General features: G+C 71.2%; 18 protein-coding genes. 17 read left to right on the forward strand and 1 reads right to left on the reverse strand.

Features of this window, described 5'->3' with window-relative positions:
* Positions 1-110: 110 nt before the first annotated feature.
* From K5O09_RS13980 to K5O09_RS14040, 13 genes are all read left to right on the forward strand, one after another.
* On the forward strand, positions 111-638 hold the full coding sequence (locus K5O09_RS13980) for an SAF domain-containing protein (RefSeq protein WP_222170092.1): 528 nt from the start codon (positions 111-113) through the stop codon (positions 636-638).
* Entirely contained in the window at positions 638-1,411 is a 774-nt protein-coding gene (locus K5O09_RS13985) for a hypothetical protein (protein WP_222170093.1), read from the forward strand. The genes K5O09_RS13980 and K5O09_RS13985 overlap by 1 nt, the downstream gene beginning before the upstream one ends.
* A complete protein-coding gene (locus K5O09_RS13990) occupies positions 1,408-2,838 on the forward strand; it encodes a CpaF family protein (RefSeq protein ID WP_222170094.1) in 1,431 nt (476 codons plus the stop codon). The genes K5O09_RS13985 and K5O09_RS13990 overlap by 4 nt, the downstream gene beginning before the upstream one ends.
* Entirely contained in the window at positions 2,835-3,716 is an 882-nt protein-coding gene (locus K5O09_RS13995; RefSeq protein ID WP_222170095.1) for a type II secretion system F family protein, read from the forward strand. Before K5O09_RS13990 ends, K5O09_RS13995 begins: the two co-directional genes overlap by 4 nt.
* On the forward strand, positions 3,713-4,600 hold the full coding sequence (locus tag K5O09_RS14000) for a hypothetical protein (RefSeq protein WP_222170096.1): 888 nt from the start codon (positions 3,713-3,715) through the stop codon (positions 4,598-4,600). Before K5O09_RS13995 ends, K5O09_RS14000 begins: the two co-directional genes overlap by 4 nt.
* Positions 4,597-4,833, forward strand: a complete 237-nt coding sequence (locus K5O09_RS14005) for a hypothetical protein (RefSeq protein WP_222170097.1) — start codon at positions 4,597-4,599, stop codon at positions 4,831-4,833. The genes K5O09_RS14000 and K5O09_RS14005 overlap by 4 nt, the downstream gene beginning before the upstream one ends.
* Before the next feature lie 7 nt (positions 4,834-4,840).
* Complete coding sequence (locus K5O09_RS14010) at positions 4,841-5,287, forward strand: TadE/TadG family type IV pilus assembly protein (protein ID WP_222170098.1); 447 nt, start codon at positions 4,841-4,843, stop codon at positions 5,285-5,287.
* Positions 5,284-5,715, forward strand: coding sequence for a TadE/TadG family type IV pilus assembly protein (locus tag K5O09_RS14015; protein WP_222170099.1), 432 nt, complete (start codon positions 5,284-5,286; stop codon positions 5,713-5,715). The genes K5O09_RS14010 and K5O09_RS14015 overlap by 4 nt, the downstream gene beginning before the upstream one ends.
* Positions 5,712-6,164, forward strand: a complete 453-nt coding sequence (locus K5O09_RS14020; RefSeq protein ID WP_222170100.1) for a pilus assembly protein — start codon at positions 5,712-5,714, stop codon at positions 6,162-6,164. Before K5O09_RS14015 ends, K5O09_RS14020 begins: the two co-directional genes overlap by 4 nt.
* Positions 6,161-9,232, forward strand: a complete 3,072-nt coding sequence (locus K5O09_RS14025; protein WP_222170101.1) for a LysM peptidoglycan-binding domain-containing protein — start codon at positions 6,161-6,163, stop codon at positions 9,230-9,232. Before K5O09_RS14020 ends, K5O09_RS14025 begins: the two co-directional genes overlap by 4 nt.
* A gap of 174 nt (positions 9,233-9,406) precedes the next feature.
* Positions 9,407-10,072 (forward strand): hypothetical protein, encoded by a 666-nt coding sequence (locus K5O09_RS14030; protein ID WP_222170102.1) that lies wholly within the window; start codon positions 9,407-9,409, stop codon positions 10,070-10,072.
* Positions 10,065-11,027: an McrB family protein gene (locus K5O09_RS14035; protein WP_222170103.1), complete on the forward strand. Its 963-nt coding sequence runs from the start codon at positions 10,065-10,067 to the stop codon at positions 11,025-11,027. Before K5O09_RS14030 ends, K5O09_RS14035 begins: the two co-directional genes overlap by 8 nt.
* Positions 11,028-11,029: 2 nt before the next feature.
* A complete protein-coding gene (locus tag K5O09_RS14040) occupies positions 11,030-12,421 on the forward strand; it encodes an McrC family protein (protein ID WP_222170104.1) in 1,392 nt (463 codons plus the stop codon).
* Here K5O09_RS14040 and K5O09_RS14045 read toward each other — a convergent pair.
* Entirely contained in the window at positions 12,400-13,542 is a 1,143-nt protein-coding gene (locus K5O09_RS14045; protein WP_222170105.1) for a site-specific DNA-methyltransferase, read from the reverse strand. The two genes, K5O09_RS14040 and K5O09_RS14045, sit on opposite strands and share 22 nt — an antisense overlap.
* Before the next feature lie 420 nt (positions 13,543-13,962).
* On the opposite strand from K5O09_RS14045, the gene K5O09_RS14050 reads away from it, so the two are divergent.
* From K5O09_RS14050 to K5O09_RS14065, 4 genes are all read left to right on the forward strand, one after another.
* Positions 13,963-14,274: a DUF6112 family protein gene (locus tag K5O09_RS14050; protein ID WP_222170106.1), complete on the forward strand. Its 312-nt coding sequence runs from the start codon at positions 13,963-13,965 to the stop codon at positions 14,272-14,274.
* A 1-nt stretch (position 14,275) separates the two neighbouring features.
* Entirely contained in the window at positions 14,276-15,415 is a 1,140-nt protein-coding gene (locus K5O09_RS14055) for a type IV secretion system protein (protein ID WP_222170107.1), read from the forward strand.
* Positions 15,412-16,830, forward strand: coding sequence for an SCO6880 family protein (locus tag K5O09_RS14060; RefSeq protein ID WP_222170108.1), 1,419 nt, complete (start codon positions 15,412-15,414; stop codon positions 16,828-16,830). The genes K5O09_RS14055 and K5O09_RS14060 overlap by 4 nt, the downstream gene beginning before the upstream one ends.
* Positions 16,831-16,994: 164 nt before the next feature.
* Positions 16,995-18,080, forward strand: a complete 1,086-nt coding sequence (locus K5O09_RS14065) for an ATP-binding protein (protein WP_255595564.1) — start codon at positions 16,995-16,997, stop codon at positions 18,078-18,080.
* The last annotated feature ends 96 nt before the right edge of the window (positions 18,081-18,176 follow it).

Here is an 18,176-nt window from a genome sequence, read left to right on the forward strand (position 1 = left end):
CCCCGACGGGTCCCCAGCGCCTGGCGCCGGTGGTTCCGCCGCGCGGTCGCCGCCGTCCCGGACTCATCACCGCCGGTGTCGCGCTGTCCGCCCTCGGCGCTCTCGTGGCCGTGTGGCTCGTCTCGTCGGCCGGTGACCGGACCGACGTGGTGATGCTCGCGCGCGACGTCGCGTATGGCACCACCCTCACGGCCGACGACCTGACGACGACAGCCGTCGCCGTCGACGCGTCCGTTGCGACCGTGGGCGCCGAGGGGGCTTCCAGCCTTGTCGGCCAGGTCGCCAACGCCGATCTCGCCGCCGGCACGCTGCTCGCCCCGAGCGACGTTGCGCCAGCTGGACCACCCGGCCCGGGCGAGGCGCTCGTCCCCCTTCCCGCGACGGCAGAGCGCCTGCCGGCGACCGGGCTACGGCCGGGTGATCGCCTGCTTGTCGTCGACACCCCGACGCAGGCGGCCGACCCACCCACGGAGCGGCCCGAGACCTTCGAGGTCGTGGTGGCCCGGGTGGGCGCGCCTGACTTGAACGGTGTCAGCGTCATCGACGTCGTCGCGGCCGCCGACGACGGCCCGGCGCTCGCCGCGCGTGCCGCGACGGGCCGGTTCGCCTTGGTCCTCCTCTCGCACGAGGAGCCCTGATGGCTGTCTTCACGCTCTGCTCCGCCTCCGGTGCGCCCGGTGTGACGACCAGTGCCTTCGCGATCGCACACGTGTGGCACCTCGCCACCGGGCGGAGCGCACTGCTCGTCGACGCCGACCCCGTCGGCTCAGCGCTCATCCCCGCGTTCGCTGGAGCCGGGATCCCCTCGGGTGGCGGAATCCTGGCGGTGGCCGCCGAGCGAGCATCGTCTGCCGACGACATCCTCCGTCGGAGCGTGGCCCTGGATGACGATGCCGAGTGCCTCGTGCTCACGGGTGTCACGGAACCTGCGCAGGCGCGTCCGCTCGGCGCCGTCTGGACGACGCTCGTCGAGGCTGCCCACGAACTCGACGGCCTCGGGATCGACGTCCTGGCCGACGCAGGGCGGCTCGGGCACCGCTGGGAGCCGCAACAGCTCATCGATGCGGCGGACATCGCCGTCCTGGTGACCCGGACGAGCCTGTCCTCGGTGGCCCTCGCGCGGCCCGGCCTCGCCGAGCTCGCCAGGCGCCGCCCCGCCGGCACGCCGGTACGACTCCTTGTCGTCGGCCGACCGGCCCCGTACTCGTCGCGGGAGGTCGCCCGCGCACTGGACGGGGACGCGCTCCCGGAGATCCCGGATGATGCCGCCGGCGCGCACGCCCTCCTGCTGGCCGAGGCACCGAGCGGACGGTTGGGTCGGTCCGGCCTCTTCCGCGCCGCTCGTCAGACCGCCGCCGCCCTGGCCGGAGCCGCCACCACGACCCGTGCCGGAGAGGTCGGTGTGCGATGACCGAGGACCTGCGCACGCCACGGCGGAACGGTCACCTCTCCCCCGCCGCACTTCCCGCCCTGCTCGACGGTGAGCGCGTATCGGCGCGATCGGTCGACCCCGGCACGGTGCGGGACGTCCGGCGGGCAGTCGCGGAGGCGCTCGCCACCCGCCTGCAGGCGGACGCCGTTCCCGATCCGGCGGCCCGTCGCGAGCTGGCCCGTTCCTTGCTGGCAGCCGAGCTCAGCGCGCGGGCACGCGCGCGCGTCGCGTCAGGACTCGATCCATGGCCTGTCGAGACGGAGATGGCCGTCGCCTCGGCCGTCATGGCAGCGCTCTTCGGGCTCGGTCGGCTGCAGCCGCTCGTCGACGACCCGCTGGTCGAGAACATCGAGGTCGACGGGTGCGACTCCGTCTGGATCTCGTACGCGGACGGTCACGACCGGAAGGGCGACCCTGTCGCTGAGTCCGACGCCGAACTCATCGAACTTCTGCAGCTTCTTGCGGCCCGAACCGGCGCCGACGAGCGCACGTTCACCTCCGCCCACCCGTCCCTGCACCTGCGCCTCGAGGACGGCTCGCGTCTGGCGGCGATGGCGTGGACGACGCCGAGGCCGCACGTCGTCATCCGGCGGCACCGGGTCAAGGACGTCGACCTCGACGACCTCGTCCGCCTCGGCACCTTCGACCACACGGTCGCCGCCTTCCTTCGGGCTGCGGTGCACGCAGGGAAGAACGTGGTCGTGACGGGTCTGCAGAACGCCGGCAAGACGACCCTCGTGCGAGCTCTGGCCAACGAGTTCCCGCCCCTGGAGCGCTTCGCCACCATCGAGAAGGAGTACGAGCTCCACCTGCACGACCTTCCCGAGCGGCATCCGCGTGTCGTCGCGATGGAGGCGCGTGAGGGGTCGACGGAGCGCGACGCGCACGGACGGCGCGCCGGGGAGGTGACGCTCACCGACCTCGTGACCGACGCGCTCCGGATGAACCTCCGCCGCATCATCGTCGGCGAGGTCCGCGGCGCCGAGGTGCTGCCCATGCTCGAGGCGATGTCCACCGGCGACGGTTCCATGTGCACGCTCCACGCCAGGACCGCCCAGCACGGCATCGACCGCATCGTGACGCTATGCCTCTCGGCCGGCATCTCCATGACGGAGTCCTTCGCCTACCGCCTTCTCGCCGGCTCCGTCGACCTCGTCGTCCACCTCACGCTCGAGGACGAGTCCGCGACCGGCGGGCCGAAGCGCAGGTTCGTGAGCGACGTCGTCGCCATCGAGGGCCTCGGCGAATCCTCCCGTCCTGCGACCACGGCGGTTTTCGGTCCGGGTCCCGACGGTCGGGCGGTCCCGCTCCACCGGCCAACCTTCCTTCCCGATCTCGTCCGGGCCGGCTTCGACCCGCGCCTGCTCGACGGCGGTGGATGGCTCGACGGCGGTGGTGCCCGATGACGTCCACCTTGCTGGCCCTGCTCGCCGGCGTGCTGCTGCCCGCCGGATTCGTCATGACGATCGCCGGTGCCCGCCGGAGCGCGGCGCCGCGGCGCCCGAGGCCCCGTACGGGCGCGGCGTCCCTGCGCGGGTACGTCGCGTCGCGGCGCCTCCGGCTGGTGATCGCGCTCGCCGTCGGGTTGGCCGTCTGGGCGGTGTTCGCGTGGCCGATCGCCGGTGTGCTGGCCACAGGAACCGTCATCGGCCTGCCCGTCCTCCTGGGTGCGGGCACCGCGGAGCAGCGCCGGATCGACCGGCTCGAGGCGATCGAGGAATGGACCCGGCGGCTGTCGGATGTCCTCGTCGCCGGCGCCGGGCTCGAGCAGGCCGTGGCAGCGTCGGCGGCCACGGCGCCGGAGGCGATCCGGTCGGAGATCGCGGCGCTCGGGGCGCGCTTGGCCGCACGCTGGCCACCGGAGCAGGCACTCCGCGCGTTCGCCGACGACCTGGACGACGCCTCGGCCGACCTGGTCGTGAGCGCCCTGGTCCTGGCGACCCGCCGCCGCGGCCCGGGCCTCTCCCGGGTGCTGGTGTCCGTTGCCGACTCCGTGGCCGACGAGGTCGCCGCGCGGCGCAGGGTGGAGGCGGAGCGCGCCAAGCCGCGCGCGACCGCCAGGGCGGTCACCCTCATCACGGTTGGCGTCGTGGCGTTGGGGGCACTCAACACGACCTACGTCGCCCCGTACCGGAGCGGCCTCGGGCAGCTGGTGCTCGCGGCGGTCGCCGCAGGATTCGTCGCGTGTCTGGTGTGGATCCACCGGCTGACGCTGTCGCCGCGGGAACCGCGATTCCTCACCGGTCCCGGGGACGACCCCCTCACCGCGAGGTGGTCCCGATGACCGGCTGGGAGGTACTGCTCGCGGGTGCGCTCGTCGGGGCCGGCCTCGCCGTCATCGCCGCGGGACTGGTGCCCACCCAACCGGACCTCGCCGCCGTCCTCGCCCGTCTCGATCGCTCGGCGGCCCAGGAGCCCTCGGGTCGAGAGGCCGGGGCCATCGCAAGGATGCGCGGTCGCGCGCTGCCGACGGTCATCGAGGCTCTGGGGCTGCGACGCTTCGCGGCGGAGTTGGCGGTGACCGAGCAGACGGTCGAGTCGTTGGCGGCACGCAAGGTCGGCTACGCCGTTCTCGGTCTCGCCTTCCCCATCGTGATGGCCGCCCCGCTTGCCCTCCTCGGCGTGACGGCGGCGCCCATCCTTCCGGTGGGTGTGGGCGTGTTGGCCGCGGGCGCGCTCTCCCTCGTGCCGGACGCCGAGCTGCGACATCGGGCGGCGAAGGCGCGAGCCGCCATGCGCCGGGCCGCCTGCGTGTACCTCGAGCTCGTCGCGCTGGAACGGGCGGCCGACGCCGGCGCCACCGAGGCCCTCGAACGCGCCGCCACGGTCGGCCGGTCACGCGAGTTCCAGCGGATCCGCGAGGCCCTACTCACCGCGCAGGTGACGGGCCGCCCGGCCTGGGACGGCCTGTACCGACTCGCCGAGCAGACCGGAGTCCTCGAGCTCTCCGACCTGGCCGACATCATGCGGCTCTCCGGCACCGACGGCGCCGCCGTCTACGGCACCTTGCGCGCCCGGGCCACGTCGCTGCGCACCCAGCTGCTCGCCGGCGCGGCCGCCGACGCCAACGCCGCATCGGAACACATGACCATCCCCGTCGCCCTGCTGGGCGTCGCGTTCATGGCCCTGATCGCATTCCCGGCCTTCGCCCGCATCTTCACCGGATGACCCGACCCGCCCCGAAGGAGCCCGACATGCTGCACACCCTGGCCGCCCTCGCCGTTCTGCAGGGCTACATCACGTCCGCGCGACGGGCTGTCCGCCGGCGCCTCGGCGACGACGACGTCGGCGCCTCGACGCTCGAGCTCGTCATCATCGTCCTCGGACTCATCGCGGTCGCCACGCTGCTCGTCGTCGCCATCACCGCCGCCGTGCAGCGCCGCGTCGACCAGATCACCTGAGGTCACCGTGCCGGGCTCCGACCGTCACACGCTCCCGCGCAGCCGAACGACGCGGGCCGCGTCGACGCGCCCGCGCGACGACGGGTCGGTCACCGTTGAGCTGTCGATCCTGTTCCCGGCACTGCTGCTGCTCGTCACGCTGCTCGTCCAGTACGGCCTCTGGTTCCACGCACGGTCGGTCGCGCTCGCTGCGGCGCAACAGGGCGCAGCCGCAGCAGCGGCCTACCAGGCGCCGGCGGGAGCGGGCGTCGACAGCGCCACGGCGTTCGTGGCGGCCCACGGTTCCCAGACGTTGCTGGACGCGTCGGCCGCCCAGACGGCACAGGGCGCCGGGACTGTCGTGGTCGAAGTCTCAGGACGGTCGGTCTCCCTGGTTCCGGGCATGCCCGGGCCGGTGGTCGCGCAGTCCGCCGCGGCACCCGTCGAGCGCTTCACCGTCGCAGGTGCGCCATGAGAGCGCGAACGCAGGACCGCGAGCGCGGCAGCGTGACGCTCGAGCTCGCGATCCTCGCCCCGGCCCTGATCCTCGTACTCGGCCTGCTCGTCCTCGGCGGACGGGTCGAGGTGGCCGCGTCTGCGGTCGAGCAGGCGACGGCCGCGGCGGCGCGCGCGGCCTCCCTGGAGCGGAGCGTCGCGGCGGCGCAGATCGCCGCAGAGTCGGCCGTGGACCGGGAGACGGCTGCCCGCGACATACGGTGCGTGACGACGACGGTCGAGGTCGATGCGTCCGGTCTGACGGCGCCCCTCGGCACGTCCGCGACCGTGACCGTGCGCGCGAGCTGCACGGTGACGATGGCGGACCTCGCGGTCCCGGGGCTCCCGGGCACTCGGACCATCACCGCGGAGGCGACCTCCGCCGTCGACAGGTTCCGGACACGATGAAGGCGCTCACCTGGCTACGACACCGGATGCGCCACGAGGAGCGGGACGCGGGGTCGGCGACCGTGTTCGTCGCCGTGACGATGCTCGGCCTCCTGGTGCTCTGCGGACTCGTGGTCGACGGCGGGGCCAAGCTGCGCGCCACACAACGGGCCGACCGCATCGCGGCCGAAGCTGCCCGCGCCGCCGGGCAGGCTGTGGACCCCGCCGCCCTGGTGGCCGGCGACGTCACGGTGGACCGGGCCGCGGCCGTCCAATCCGCCCAGGCGTACCTCGCGGCGGCAGGCGTCACGGGCACCGTGGCGCTCTCGCCCGATGGCACCGCCATCGAGGTCGACGTGGTGGTCACCGCGCCGAGCGTGTTCCTCGGACTCGTCGGCATCGAGTCGTTCAGCGTCACAGGCCACGGCCGGGCGGTCCTCGTCCACGGCGTCACCGGAGGTGGGACATGAAGCAGGCGGTCGAGAACCGGGTCCACGATGCGGCGCGTCGCAGGGGCATCGACGTCATCCGCGGACTGCTCGCGACGGTGGGCATCGCCGGCTTCGTCATCGGCGTGCCCATCGCCCTCGCCGCGGTGGCCCCGATCCGCGTTCCGTCATCGGTCCCGTCATTCGGCGGCATCATCGACGCGCTGAGCCGGCCCGATGACGGAGACCTGCTGATCGGCACCCTCACCGTCATCGCTTGGCTCGCCTGGGCCGCCTTCGCCGTGCCCCTCGTCGTCGAGCTGATCGCATCGCTCCGGGGCGTCCGCACCCCGCGCCTGCCGCTGCTCGGCCCCGCGCAACGAATCGCGGCCGGGCTCGTCGCCACCGCGGGCCTCCTGATGACTGCCCCTGTTGCATCGGCATCCGCCGCCTCGGCGGGTGACGCGACGGCCGTCTCGGCGATGACCCGCGTGCACCTCCAGGACGCCGACCGCGCCCAGGCGCCGGGAAGCTCCTCGTCAGACGCGGAAGGGGTAGACCCGGCTCAGCCTGCCTCGGTGACCGCTACGACGACGCTCCCCGCCGTCACCGTCGTGCGGGGCGACACCCTCTGGGATCTGGCCGAGCGTCACCTCGGCTCCGGGCACCGGTACACCGAGATCCGGGACCTCAACCTCGGGCGCGCTCAGCTCGACGGCCGCGCACTCACCGATGCCCACTGGATCTACCCGGGATGGCACCTCCTCCTTCCTGCGGACGCGGTCGACGTCGCCGCGCAGCCGGTGCTGCCTCCGGCACCCAGCGAGGCGCCTGAGCGCGCCGCCGCCGACTACACGGTCGCGCCGGGCGACACGCTCTGGGACATCTCCGCCGAACAGCTCGGCGATCCACTGCGCTACCCCGAGATCGTCGAACTCAACCGCGGCCGACCGCAGCCGGACGGAGGCACGCTCCAGGACCCGGACCTCATCCGCCCCGGCTGGACGCTCCGGCTCCCGGACGCCGTCGCAAGCAGCGCCGGTCCGTCGCCCGAGAAGCGCGATGACGCGCAGGTCGGTCCGGATGACGCGCCGCCGCTGGCCGATGACGCAGAGCTCGGAACCGCTCTACCGGAGACCCCCAGCGATGACACCCCCGCGAACCCCCATGACGCAGCGCGTCTCGACGATGACGGAAGCCGGGCAGCAGATGACGCAACGGGCGGCCGTCACGTCGCCGAACCGCCCGAGGAGCAGGTTCCCGCCGAGGACGGCAACCCGGCCGAGGTTCTCGATGCCCACGACGATGACGCCGACCTCGGGCAGAGGTTCGTCCTCGGACTCACGTCTCTGGCCGCAGCCGGAGTTGTCGGTGAACTGGCGAGGCGCCGCCGCCTCCAGCAACGCGCACGTCAGGTCGGACGGCGGATCACGCTCCCTGAAGAGGGCTCGCCTGCGCACCGAGCCGAGCGCACCCTTCGGACCGCGGAACCTCCACTGACGATCGCCGCACTCAAGCTGGCGTTCTCGCACCTCGCCACACGCTGCTACGAATCTGAGCGGGACCTTCCGCGCGTCGCCGCCGTCGTCGTGACACCGGACGAGGTCACACTGCACCTGAGCGACGACGACGACGCGCCTGTCACCCCCTTCACCGCAACAGGCGCTCGGACATGGTCAACACCGCACAGGGCACTCGCCTCGATGCAGATCGCGGACGACCCGGGCCGCCCGGAGCCCTTCCCGGCACTCGTGACACTCGGCCATTCCACCGACGGGACGCTTCTACTGAACCTCGAGGCGGCAGGGACGCTGACCATCGGTGGGGACCCGGCCGTTGCGGCCGACATCCGCCGGGCGCTCGTCGCCGAACTGGTCACCTCCGATCTCACCGGCCGCATCGGCCTGGTGGCCGGCCCGGACTTCGAGCCACTCGCCCGAGCGTGCGACCCCGCCCGACTACAGACCGCGGCGGCATCAGCGATCACCCGCACCGCCGATCGTCGGCTCAGCGATGTGCGCGACGCTCTGGAGGCAGCCGGTCTGGACGACACGCTGCAGGCCCGATCGGACCGGCTCATGGAGGACGTCTGGCTGCCCGTCGTCTTCGACTCTCCCGACGCCCCGAAGTGGCACCCGGGGCCCTGGACGGGCACCGTCGTCGTAAGGCTGGACGCCACGTCCGAGACCGGATGGACGGTGACGGCTGATGAGGCCGGCGCCCGCATCGAGCCGCTCGGTCTCCACGTCCGCCCCCAGCGCCTGAACGCAGAAGGGCTGCGCAGGCTGGTCGGGCTATTGGCACTCGCCCCACCGGTCGACGACGCCCAGTTGCAGCGCCCCACCCCGTTGACGGTGGAGATCCTCGACGCGGCGGCGGCACTCCCCCCGACCGAGGAAGCGGACGAGACCTCCGAGGCTCCGCGACCCACTGTCCGGGTCGAACTCCTCGGACCGGTGCTGATCACGGGACTCCCCGACCAGGCCGGCCACCTGAGTCGGCGATCAACCGAGCTGCTTGTGTACCTCGCCCTCCGCGGGCGTGCGACGGGACCCGAGCTCGACGAGGCGCTCTGGTACGGCGAGCGCATCGACAGCCAGACCCGCAACAGCCTCGTCTACCGGACGCGGCAGCGCGTCGGTGCGGACGTCCTCCCTGTCGTCGGCGCAGACGGCATCTACCGACTCGGAGACATGGTCACGACCGACTGGGCCGACTTCCAGAAACACGCTCGCCAGGGCCTCGCGGCTGGCATCGAAGGGATGGACGAACTGCGGGTGGCGATGAACCTCGTGCGCGACCGACCCCTCCTCGGCGTGCGGGACGCCGACTACTCATGGGCCGAACATGACGTCCAACACATGATCAGCACCGTCGTCGACATCGCCCACGTTCTCAGCCGCCTCCTGCTCGGATCGGGCGATGTCCGTGGCAGCCTGGAAGCTGCGACGAGGGGGCTCATGGTCGACGCGTGCTCCTCGCTCCTTCTCGACGACGCTCTCGAAGCGGCCGAGGCGGGTTCTGACGATGCAACAACGGATCGGCTCCGCAGAAGGCTGCTCGACGATATGGGGCAACAAGACGTGCTGATCCCCCAGAGGCGCCCCTGACATACTTCGGGGACCGAATCGTCGTTCGGCACGTGCAGGCCCTCCGCCAGAGCTTCGGTCCCCTTCGCTTACTTGAAGCCGCCCGCCGAGGCGCGCACCCGGGGGCCGTCAGCCTGCCCGCTTCCGTCCCGAGTCTGCGCTGACTTCGCCCGTCGGTCCCAATAGTCTGGCGAGGTGCCTGTCGAAGCCGCGCCAACCCATGTCTTGAGCACCGATGCCGTCCGCTGGGGCATCGACACGCTCGGAGCCCAGGTCTTGCACCCCACCTTCCCGATGTATCTGTACCTACGGACCCAGGAGCGCGCGGGGAAGCTCGGGCAGGCATCGGCGTCGTCCGAGGAACTGCTCTCACTGATCCGGATGCCCGGTAACCGGGCGAAGCCGTACTACTGGCCTCTGATCGCCCGAGGGCAGCGCACCGGCAAGCCACTGCCGACCTTCTGGCGGGCTGAGAACATCCCGGGCTCCTGGTCCCCCGGTTCCATAGGTCGGCAAATGTCGTGGCTGCAGGCTTCGAGAGGCGCGTACGCCTGGCCTCCGAACCACGTTGACCTTGCCCTCAAGGAGATGCTCTTCGGCAAGCAGGTCCCGGCGCTGGCGATGGGTGCCTACTTCCTCCGCAACGACGGTTTCCTCCTCTCCGGGGAGCCGAGCGCAGATGACGTGATCAGTGCCTTCCGAGCCAAGTTCGACTACCCGTCCGCGGCCGACGCGGAGTTCAACAAGCTCTTCACCACGGACGTTCCGGACGTGGAGTTCGCGTGGTTCGAGGACTACGAGGCCCCAGAGCCCGATACCTCAGACGACTCCGGCGCCGACGAGGAGCCCGCTGATGTTTGAGGAGCTCGTGCCGGCCGTACGCACGCTCGGGGCCGATGACCTGGGCATCGGCGTCAAGGAACAGGCACGGACCAGCCACGCGTCCAGTGCCCCGGACGCTCCTGTGATCACGAGCGACGATCCGTACGTGCAGGAGATCGCCCGCCTCGCCAGCATCTACGGCGGGGTGATCCTGTCCGGCCCTCCGGGGACCTCGAAGTCGTTCTACGCCAGCGCTGCGGCCGAGATCATCGCGGGGTCCAAGAACCGCGTGAAGTTCGTGCAGTTCCACGCGAGCTACCAGTACGAGGACTTCATGCTGGGATTCACCCCTACCGAGACAAGCTTCAAGCCCAAGGAGGGCCCCTTCCTCGAGCTGGCGAAGGCTGCCGCCGGCCATCCGGATGACACCTACGTCCTCGTCATCGACGAACTGTCCCGCGCCGACGTCGGCCGTGTGTTCGGCGAGGCACTCACCTACGTTGAGAACACCAAGCGCGAGCTCCCCTTCACCATCGCCAACGGCGAGGAGATCAAGGTCCCCGAGAACCTGGTGATCCTCGCGACCATGAACCCGTTCGACCGAGGCGTCGACGAGGTGGACGCCGCCTTCGAGCGGCGCTTCGCCAAGATGGCCATGGACCCCGACCGGGAGCTCCTGGAGGCCATCCTCGAGTCGAACGGCATGGATCCCGACTTGCAGCGCAGGGTGATGATCTGGTTCGAGCGGATCAACAACTACGCGAGCAGCAACCCGGCGGCCGCTGTCGGCCATGCCTACTTCTCCACGGCCAGCGACGAGAGCTCGCTCGCCGACATCTGGAGGTATCAGCTCAAGTACCTCGTCGAGCGCGCCTTCCGACGCGACCAGAACACCCGTGCGGCACTTGAGACCGGCTGGCAGCACATCTTTGCTACGCCGGATCCCCCTGAGCACGGGACCGAAACCGAGCCGGCTCCCGCGACCGGGGACTGACCGTGATCAAGGTGGGCTCTGACGCTGTCCACGTGGCGGAGTGCGTCGAGTACGCGCAGATCGACGTCCACCCGGCACTGTGGTTCGGCGACGGCAACCGGACGATCTTCAACTCCGAGATCGACGGCAAGGACGTCCTGCGGGTCAACTTCTCGGGCGGGGTCCTCAGACTCCAGGCCACCTCGTTCGTGGGCGTCATCCCAATCAACGAGCGACTGGTCGTCCGTGTCAGGCCGCGCGTTCCGATGAAGAGCCTCACGCGCATGGTGATCGAGACCGGTCACGGCGTCATGGCGCTGTCGGCGCTTCGAGACTACGCCGGTCGTGGCCCGGCTGACGACTGGGCCATGGAGCGCTACACCGACGCGCTGCTCGACTTCCTCGACAAGCTCCTCGACACCGGACTCATGCGCACCTACGAGCGCCGTGAGGGGGAGGGGCACTTCCCGCACGGCCGGATCGAAATGACCCGGACGGTCCAGCGCTTCGCGGCGAAGGGCGTCCCAAACAAGGCGGCGTTCTCCTGGTTCGAGCGTACGGTCGACACGCCGGCCAACCGCTGCATCAAGGCCGCCATGGAGGTGGTCTACAACCACCTGAACGGGGCGCGGCCGAATCCCCGGAAGGGAGATATGTCGCGTCTGAGGCGCCTCGCTGGCCACTTCGCGGCGTTCGATGAGGTCTCCTGGGACGCCGACTATCGCTTCCTTGGAGACCCCCAGGTGCTCGGCGTCTCGCCGCTGCCCGACTCGCGGTCCTACTACCGACCGGTGCTCGACCTCTCAATGCTGATCGTGCGCGGGATCGGCATCGCCCTGGACATCGGCGGCAGCGACGTCCAATTGGGCTCGCTCCTGGTCGACACGAACAAGCTGTTCGAGAAGTTCGTGCGGATGAGCCTGGCCAAGTACGCCCGGGCCCACGGCTGGCCGGTCAACGTGCTCGACGGCAATACCGAGGGCAAGGTCGCGCTGTACGACGTCCCGGATCCCCTGCCCGCGCCGCTCGGCCGCCAGTTGGCGGCGATGGCGAGCCGCGATGCTGGTGCGGCACAGCCCGACGTCGTCCTGCGCACCGCCGACGGCGTAGTGCCGCTCATCGCGGAGATCAAGAACACCCCCACCTCCGACGAGTCGCTGCCAGACCGCGGACACGTCGAGCAGGCCGTCACGTACGCGATTCGCTACGGACTCGACTTCGCGCTGCTGATCCACCCCTGGAGCCGAGGCAGCAAGGGCCTGACTTACGTCGGACGCGTCCGCTCGATCGACGTCTACGACTACCGGCTCGACATGTCGAGCGAGGCGGGCCTCGACCAAGCACTCGAGGACATGGCCGTCACGGTGGCCCGACTCGCTGGGATTGCGTCCGCTCAGTCGATGGCTTTGATCTGATCCATCCAGTTCACGAGGTCGACTCCGACGCCGTCGCGGCCTTCCTCGATGGCGGTCTTCAGCGTCGTTCCGGTGCCGGCGAACGGGTCCAGGACCACGCCGCGGGCCGGCGTGCCGTGGCCGCAGTCGGTCCAGCCGACCGTGCGCTTCTTCGCGAACGTGAACTCGCGGAAGTAGCCGCCGAGGGCCGCCTTCGCCTCGGCGGCCAGGCGCTGCACCTCGAGGCTGTTGCGGCCCGTGCCGTTCTGAAACTTGGTCGCCTTGCCGACATCGGACACCCCGAACGCCTGAATCGCGCGGATGTGCTCGGGCGTCAGACCCCTCTCCTTGGCTAGCTCCATCGCCCGTTTGGCCTGCGGCCGGGACGGATCGAGTTCGGCGGTGCGCTCGATGACCCGGCGGCGGGGCACCTCGCAGGTCGCGCAGACCTGCTGGGGAGCGGCCAGCGCAATCGCCCGGCGGACAAGCTCGCGCGGGTAGGGAGCCAGGTGCTGGCCCATGTTGCGCTCCGGGTTGATCATCCACACGTCGCCCGGGTTCGCGCCGTTGCCATACTCCTCGGAGTAGCCGACGAGGTCGTAGTAGTAGCTCGGCCTGTACGTGAGGTGAATGACGTACTCGTGCCGATTGGCGAGGCGGTTCTTGACCGGGTCGGGCATGCCCGACTCCTTCGCCCAGATGATCCGGTTCCGGATCAGCCAGTCGCCCTTGGCCGCCTGCCACTCGATCTGACCGGGGATGCCAAGCAGGGACTTGTGGAAGTACGTGTCGCCGACGTTGAGGAATACCGAGCCGTGCGGCCGAAGGACGCGCTTCCACTCGGCAAGGCATTCCATGATCGACGCGACGTAGCCGTCAGGCGTCGGCTCTAGGCCGATCTGGTCGCTGTGGCCGTAGTCCCGCTTGTTCCAGTACGGAGGCGAGGTCACGATCAGGTCCACCGACTTGTCGGGAAGTCCGGTCTCGCGCGCGTCCCCGGGGGTGAAGCTCAGTTGCGGATCGAGGAGGTCCGGCTCCCAGTCGGCCAGTTGGCTGATTGTGGCCGTGCCCAGCGCTGCTCGGGGTGCCGCAGGCTCCGAATCTGCGCGGACCTCGGCAGCGCGCTTCCCGGCTCGTGTCATGTGGAGTGGCTTCCTAGCTTCGGATGTCGTTCGCGTTGTCCCGGTGCCGAACACTAGTCGGCAAGACCGACAGAGGACCGTTCGCCCAGGTCAACGCCTCATCGCTCCTGTTCTACCAAGCGCGAGGGGTGGTCGTCGAGTCCCCACGCGGTGCGTCGGGAAGTCCGCTTGAGACGTGGATCGGCCATGAACCGCCCCGGGGGACGCTGAAGGCTGCTGACCTCGGAACGGGGGATCTGACCTTTGGTCATGCCATGAGACGCGCCGAAGGGAAAAGCGCCTGGTGACGCCGATCGGCAACCTTCATCCCCGGTCTGTGCAACCGAACTCTTGCGCCCTCCGATCGGCAGGTTGGTCGTCCTCGCGGCACACCTCTACGTGAGCGCGTCGTCCGGCGCGCACGTCGACGGGAGGTCAGTCATGGTCGCGTCTGGACTCGCACGGTGGTCGCTCGCGGCGGCCGACCCGGGGATCAGCCCGAACGAGGACGGGCTGCCCGGTCTGCCCGTCATCCGGTCGATCGTCGGCGCCCTGCTGACGTGGGGCCTGGTGGCCTGTGTCGCGGGCCTCGTGGTTTCGGTGATCGTGTGGGCGCTGGCCCACCAGCAGGGCAACTACCAGTACGCGTCGGGTGGGAAGTCGGGCGTGGTGGTCTCGGCCGGCGGGGCGCTGCTGATCGGGGCGGCGAACGCGATCGTCGGGTTCTTCGCCGGACTCGGGTCGGGTGTCTGACGTGGTTGCCACCGAGCTCGACCCGTGCGTCGGGCCCATCGTCTTCGTCTGCGACCTGGTCTCGAACGCCGCGGGCTCGGCCCAGGCCGCGGCCTCTGACTACGTCCTCGGCGGCATCGCGAGTGCCTTCACCAACGCTGCGGCCCACCTGGGCGAGATGGCGCTGCGCCTCCTCGACTCGTCGACCGCCGTGGATCTCTCCGCCGACTGGCTCAGGGCCAACGTCGGCGTCGTGACGGCGGTCACGCTGCCCCTCGTCGTCGGACTGTTCGCCGCCCAGGTGATCGGCTCCGTCCTCCGGCGGGAGGGCGCCGGCCTGGCACGCGCCGTCGTGGGAGTCGGCAAGGCGCTGCTCGGCGGCGCTCTCGCGCTCGGAGCGACACAGCTCGCGCTAACAGCCGTCGACGAGATGTGCGAAGCGATCGCCGGCGCTGCAGGCACCACGGTGGGCGCGGCTGCTTCGCAGTTCTTCAACTTCACTGCGCTGGCCACCTCCCAGTCCCCCGGACTGCAGCTGCTCATCGCGTTCCTGCTCTGCCTCGCCTTCCTCCTGCTATGGGGAGTGCTGCTGTTCCGCAAGGCCGCCCTCATCCTCATCGCCGTGTTCGCTCCCGTCGCGTTCGCAGGGTCGGCGTGGGACCAAACGCGGGTGTGGACCCGTCGATGGCTCGAGATCGTCGCCGCGCTCGTGTTCTCGAAGCTCGTCATCGTCGTGGTCTTCGTCGTCGGCGCCTCCGCCTTCAGTGGTACCGGCCCGGACCTGGCGGGCACCACCGAGGTCACGCCCGACGCGCGGTCGTTCTCCGACCTGCTCGTCGGGCTGCTCCTCATGGTCATCGCCCTGTTCGCGCCGTGGCTGACGTGGCGGTTCGTGCACTGGTCAGGCATGGAGGCCGCGAGCCTCATGCACCAGAACGTCGCGGCAAACCCGATCTCGCGTGCGGGCCAGGCGGCTGGGCGCACGACGCGCGTGGCGGCGCAGCACGCCGCGCTCACGATGGTCACCAGCGGTGCCGGGTCGGCCGCGACGGCAGCTCGCGGCAGTCGGGCCGTCGCGGCAGCCAAGCCGATGGCCGCAGCCCCGCCCAAGGCGGCGGCGCCGGCCACGCGGGCAGCCACTGGGAAGGCGGCCGGGTCGTGAGCGCCGCGACGGGCGTTCCCGGGGGCCTCTCCGTCCGGTTCGGCCGACGCGAGCGCCGCGGCATCCTGCTCGGGCTCGGCGCCGCCCAGCTCGTCATCCTTGGCGTCGCGACGTTCGTAGCGGTCGCCGGCGTGTACACGAACGGCGGGGGCGGGCTTGCCGCCTCCGCGGTGATCTGGGGGCCGCTGCTGGTCCTGGCGCTGGCGTCCGTCGGCGGACGACCGCTCGTCGAGTGGGTGCCCCTGTCCACGGCTTGGGGCGCCCGCCGTCTCACCGGCGCTCGCGAGGTCGCGCTGCCGGTGCCGCGCCGCAGCCTTGAGCTGCCTGGCGTCGGCACGATCCCCCTCGTCGCGACGCCTGTCGTCGGTGCCGCACTGCTCGTCGACCGCCCGGGCGGTGCGGTGACCGCGATCGCGCGCGTCTCCGGTCGGGGCTTCGTCCTGGACGACCCCGGCACCCAGGGTCGGAAGGTCGACGGGTGGGGACGCGCGCTGGCCACCATCGGCCGTCGCCGGACGGTCCGGCGAGTCCAGCTGGTCCTGCGGACCACTCCGGCGGGAGACACCGCTGCGCACCGTTGGTGGCGAGAGAACGCGGTCGCCACGGGTTCGTGGGCGGGGACCGTCCTGGCGGAGCTGATGCACGACGCCGCCTACGTCGGTCGCCGTGCGGAGACGCTCCTGGCGATCGCCCTGCGCCCGCCCCGCGGCGGCCTCCGACAGCTGAACGAACCCGACGTGCGCACGCTCGAGCAAGAGCTCGGCGCCGTCGCCGATGCCCTCGCGGGCGCCGACATCGACATCACCGGCTGGGTGAGCGCGGCCGAGGTTTACTCGGTGCTGCGCACCGCCTACGACCCGACGACACGCCCCGCCCCCGAGCACGTCCCGAGCTCCGCGGCACCTCCCGCCATGGGCATCGCAGAGTCGTGGACCCACGTGACCACCGACGGTGGCGTGCACTCGACGTACTGGATCGCCGAGTGGCCGCGGTCCGACGTCCACCCCGGTTTCCTGCAACCCCTCCTGCTGTCCCCCGACGCCGTGCGCACCGTCACCCTGATCGCCGAGCCGCTCCCCATCGCCTCCTCCCTTCGCGAGATCCGCCGGGCCAAGGCCGAGCACGCCGCCGACTCCGCACAGCGCGCCCGGATCGGACAGGTGGAGGACGAGTCCATCCGCGCCGAGCTCGACGACCTGCTCCGCCGGGAACAGGAGCTCGTCGCGGGCCACGGCGACCTGCGCTTCACCGGGCTCGTCACCGTCACGGCTCGCTCCACCGAAGACCTCGACGCGGCGTGCGCCGCGACGGAGGCGGCAGCAGCCCAGGCGCTGTGCGAGCTCCGCCGCCTCGTCGGGCAGCAGGCGTCAGCTCACCTGGCCGCCACAGTGCCGCTCGCGCGAGGTGTGCTGTGAACCGTGCCGCCGCCCCCGCACCGGGCCCTGCTCGTGGCCGACTCCGCCCGGCCGGTTCACTGCGGCTGCCGGCGCACCGCGCGTCCTCGGCCACACTCGCGGGCGCCTACCCGTTCCTCGCCGGCTCCCCGTGCACGACCGGCGCCCTCGTCGGCGTCGACGCGATGACCGGCGGCCCGTTCTGCTTCGACCCCTGGGCGCTGTACACCTCCGGTGAGCTCACCAACCCCAACGCCGTCCTCGCCGGCGTCATCGGCCAGGGGAAGTCCGCCCTCGCGAAGTCGCTGGCGGTGCGCGCGATCGCCAGCGGCCGCCGCGTCTACGTCCCGGGCGATCCGAAGGGCGAGTGGGGTCTGGTAGCCGAGTCTGTCGGCGGCGTCGTCGTCCGCCTCGGACCTGGCCTGCCCACACGGCTGAACCCCCTCGATGCGCACGGCGCGACGCGCGACATGGCGCACGGCCCGCGACTCCGCCTCCTCGCAGCGCTGGCCGAGCTGACGCTCCGACGCGAACTCCGACCCGCCGAGCGCGAAGGCCTCGAGGCCGCCATCACGAGCATCGAGGCCGGTCCCGAGCCGACCCTCAGCGACGCCGTCGAGGCGCTCGCGCCAGGCACCAACGACGACGGTCGGGACCTCTACTTCGCTCTGCGTCGGCTCGTCCGGGGCGACCTCGCCGGCATGTTCGACGGCCCCTCGACGCAGGTGCTGGACCATGACGCCCCGATGACCGTGTTGGACCTCTCGGGCCTCGGTTCGGACGACGACGCCCTGGCCGTGGCGACGGCCTGTGCCTCGTCGTGGTTGGAGCACTCCATCGCGAGCGGCACCGCCAAGCGATGGGTCATCTACGACGAGGCATGGCGACTCATGCGCTCGGTCCCCCTGGTCAGGCGGATGCAGGCCCAGTGGAAGCTCTCACGCGCCTCCGGCATCGCCAACCTTCTCGTCCTGCACCGCCTGTCCGACCTCGACGCGGTCGGGCGTGCCGGCAGCGAAGCGCGGGCGCTGGCTGAGGGGCTGCTCGCCGACTGCTCCACGCGCATCGTCTACCGGCAGGAGAGCGACCAACTCGAGGCCACGAGAACCGCCTTGGGTCTGTCCACCGCCGAGCGTGACGTGCTCACCGCACTCCCCCGCGGAACGGGGCTCTGGAAGATGCCCCGCCGCACCCACGTGGTGCACCACCACCTGACGGCCGCCGAGCTGGCGCTCTTCGACACCGACGCCGCCATGCGAGACACGCCATGATCCGACCGGACGAAGCGACCCGCCTCGCCGAGCAGGCGCTGCTCGGGTCGCTGATGCTCGACTCCGCGAGTGGGGTATCTACCGTTGAGTCCCCCA

Origin of the sequence: Cellulomonas sp. C5510 (genome assembly GCF_019797765.1) — a bacterium.
GTDB lineage: Bacteria > Actinomycetota > Actinomycetes > Actinomycetales > Cellulomonadaceae > Cellulomonas.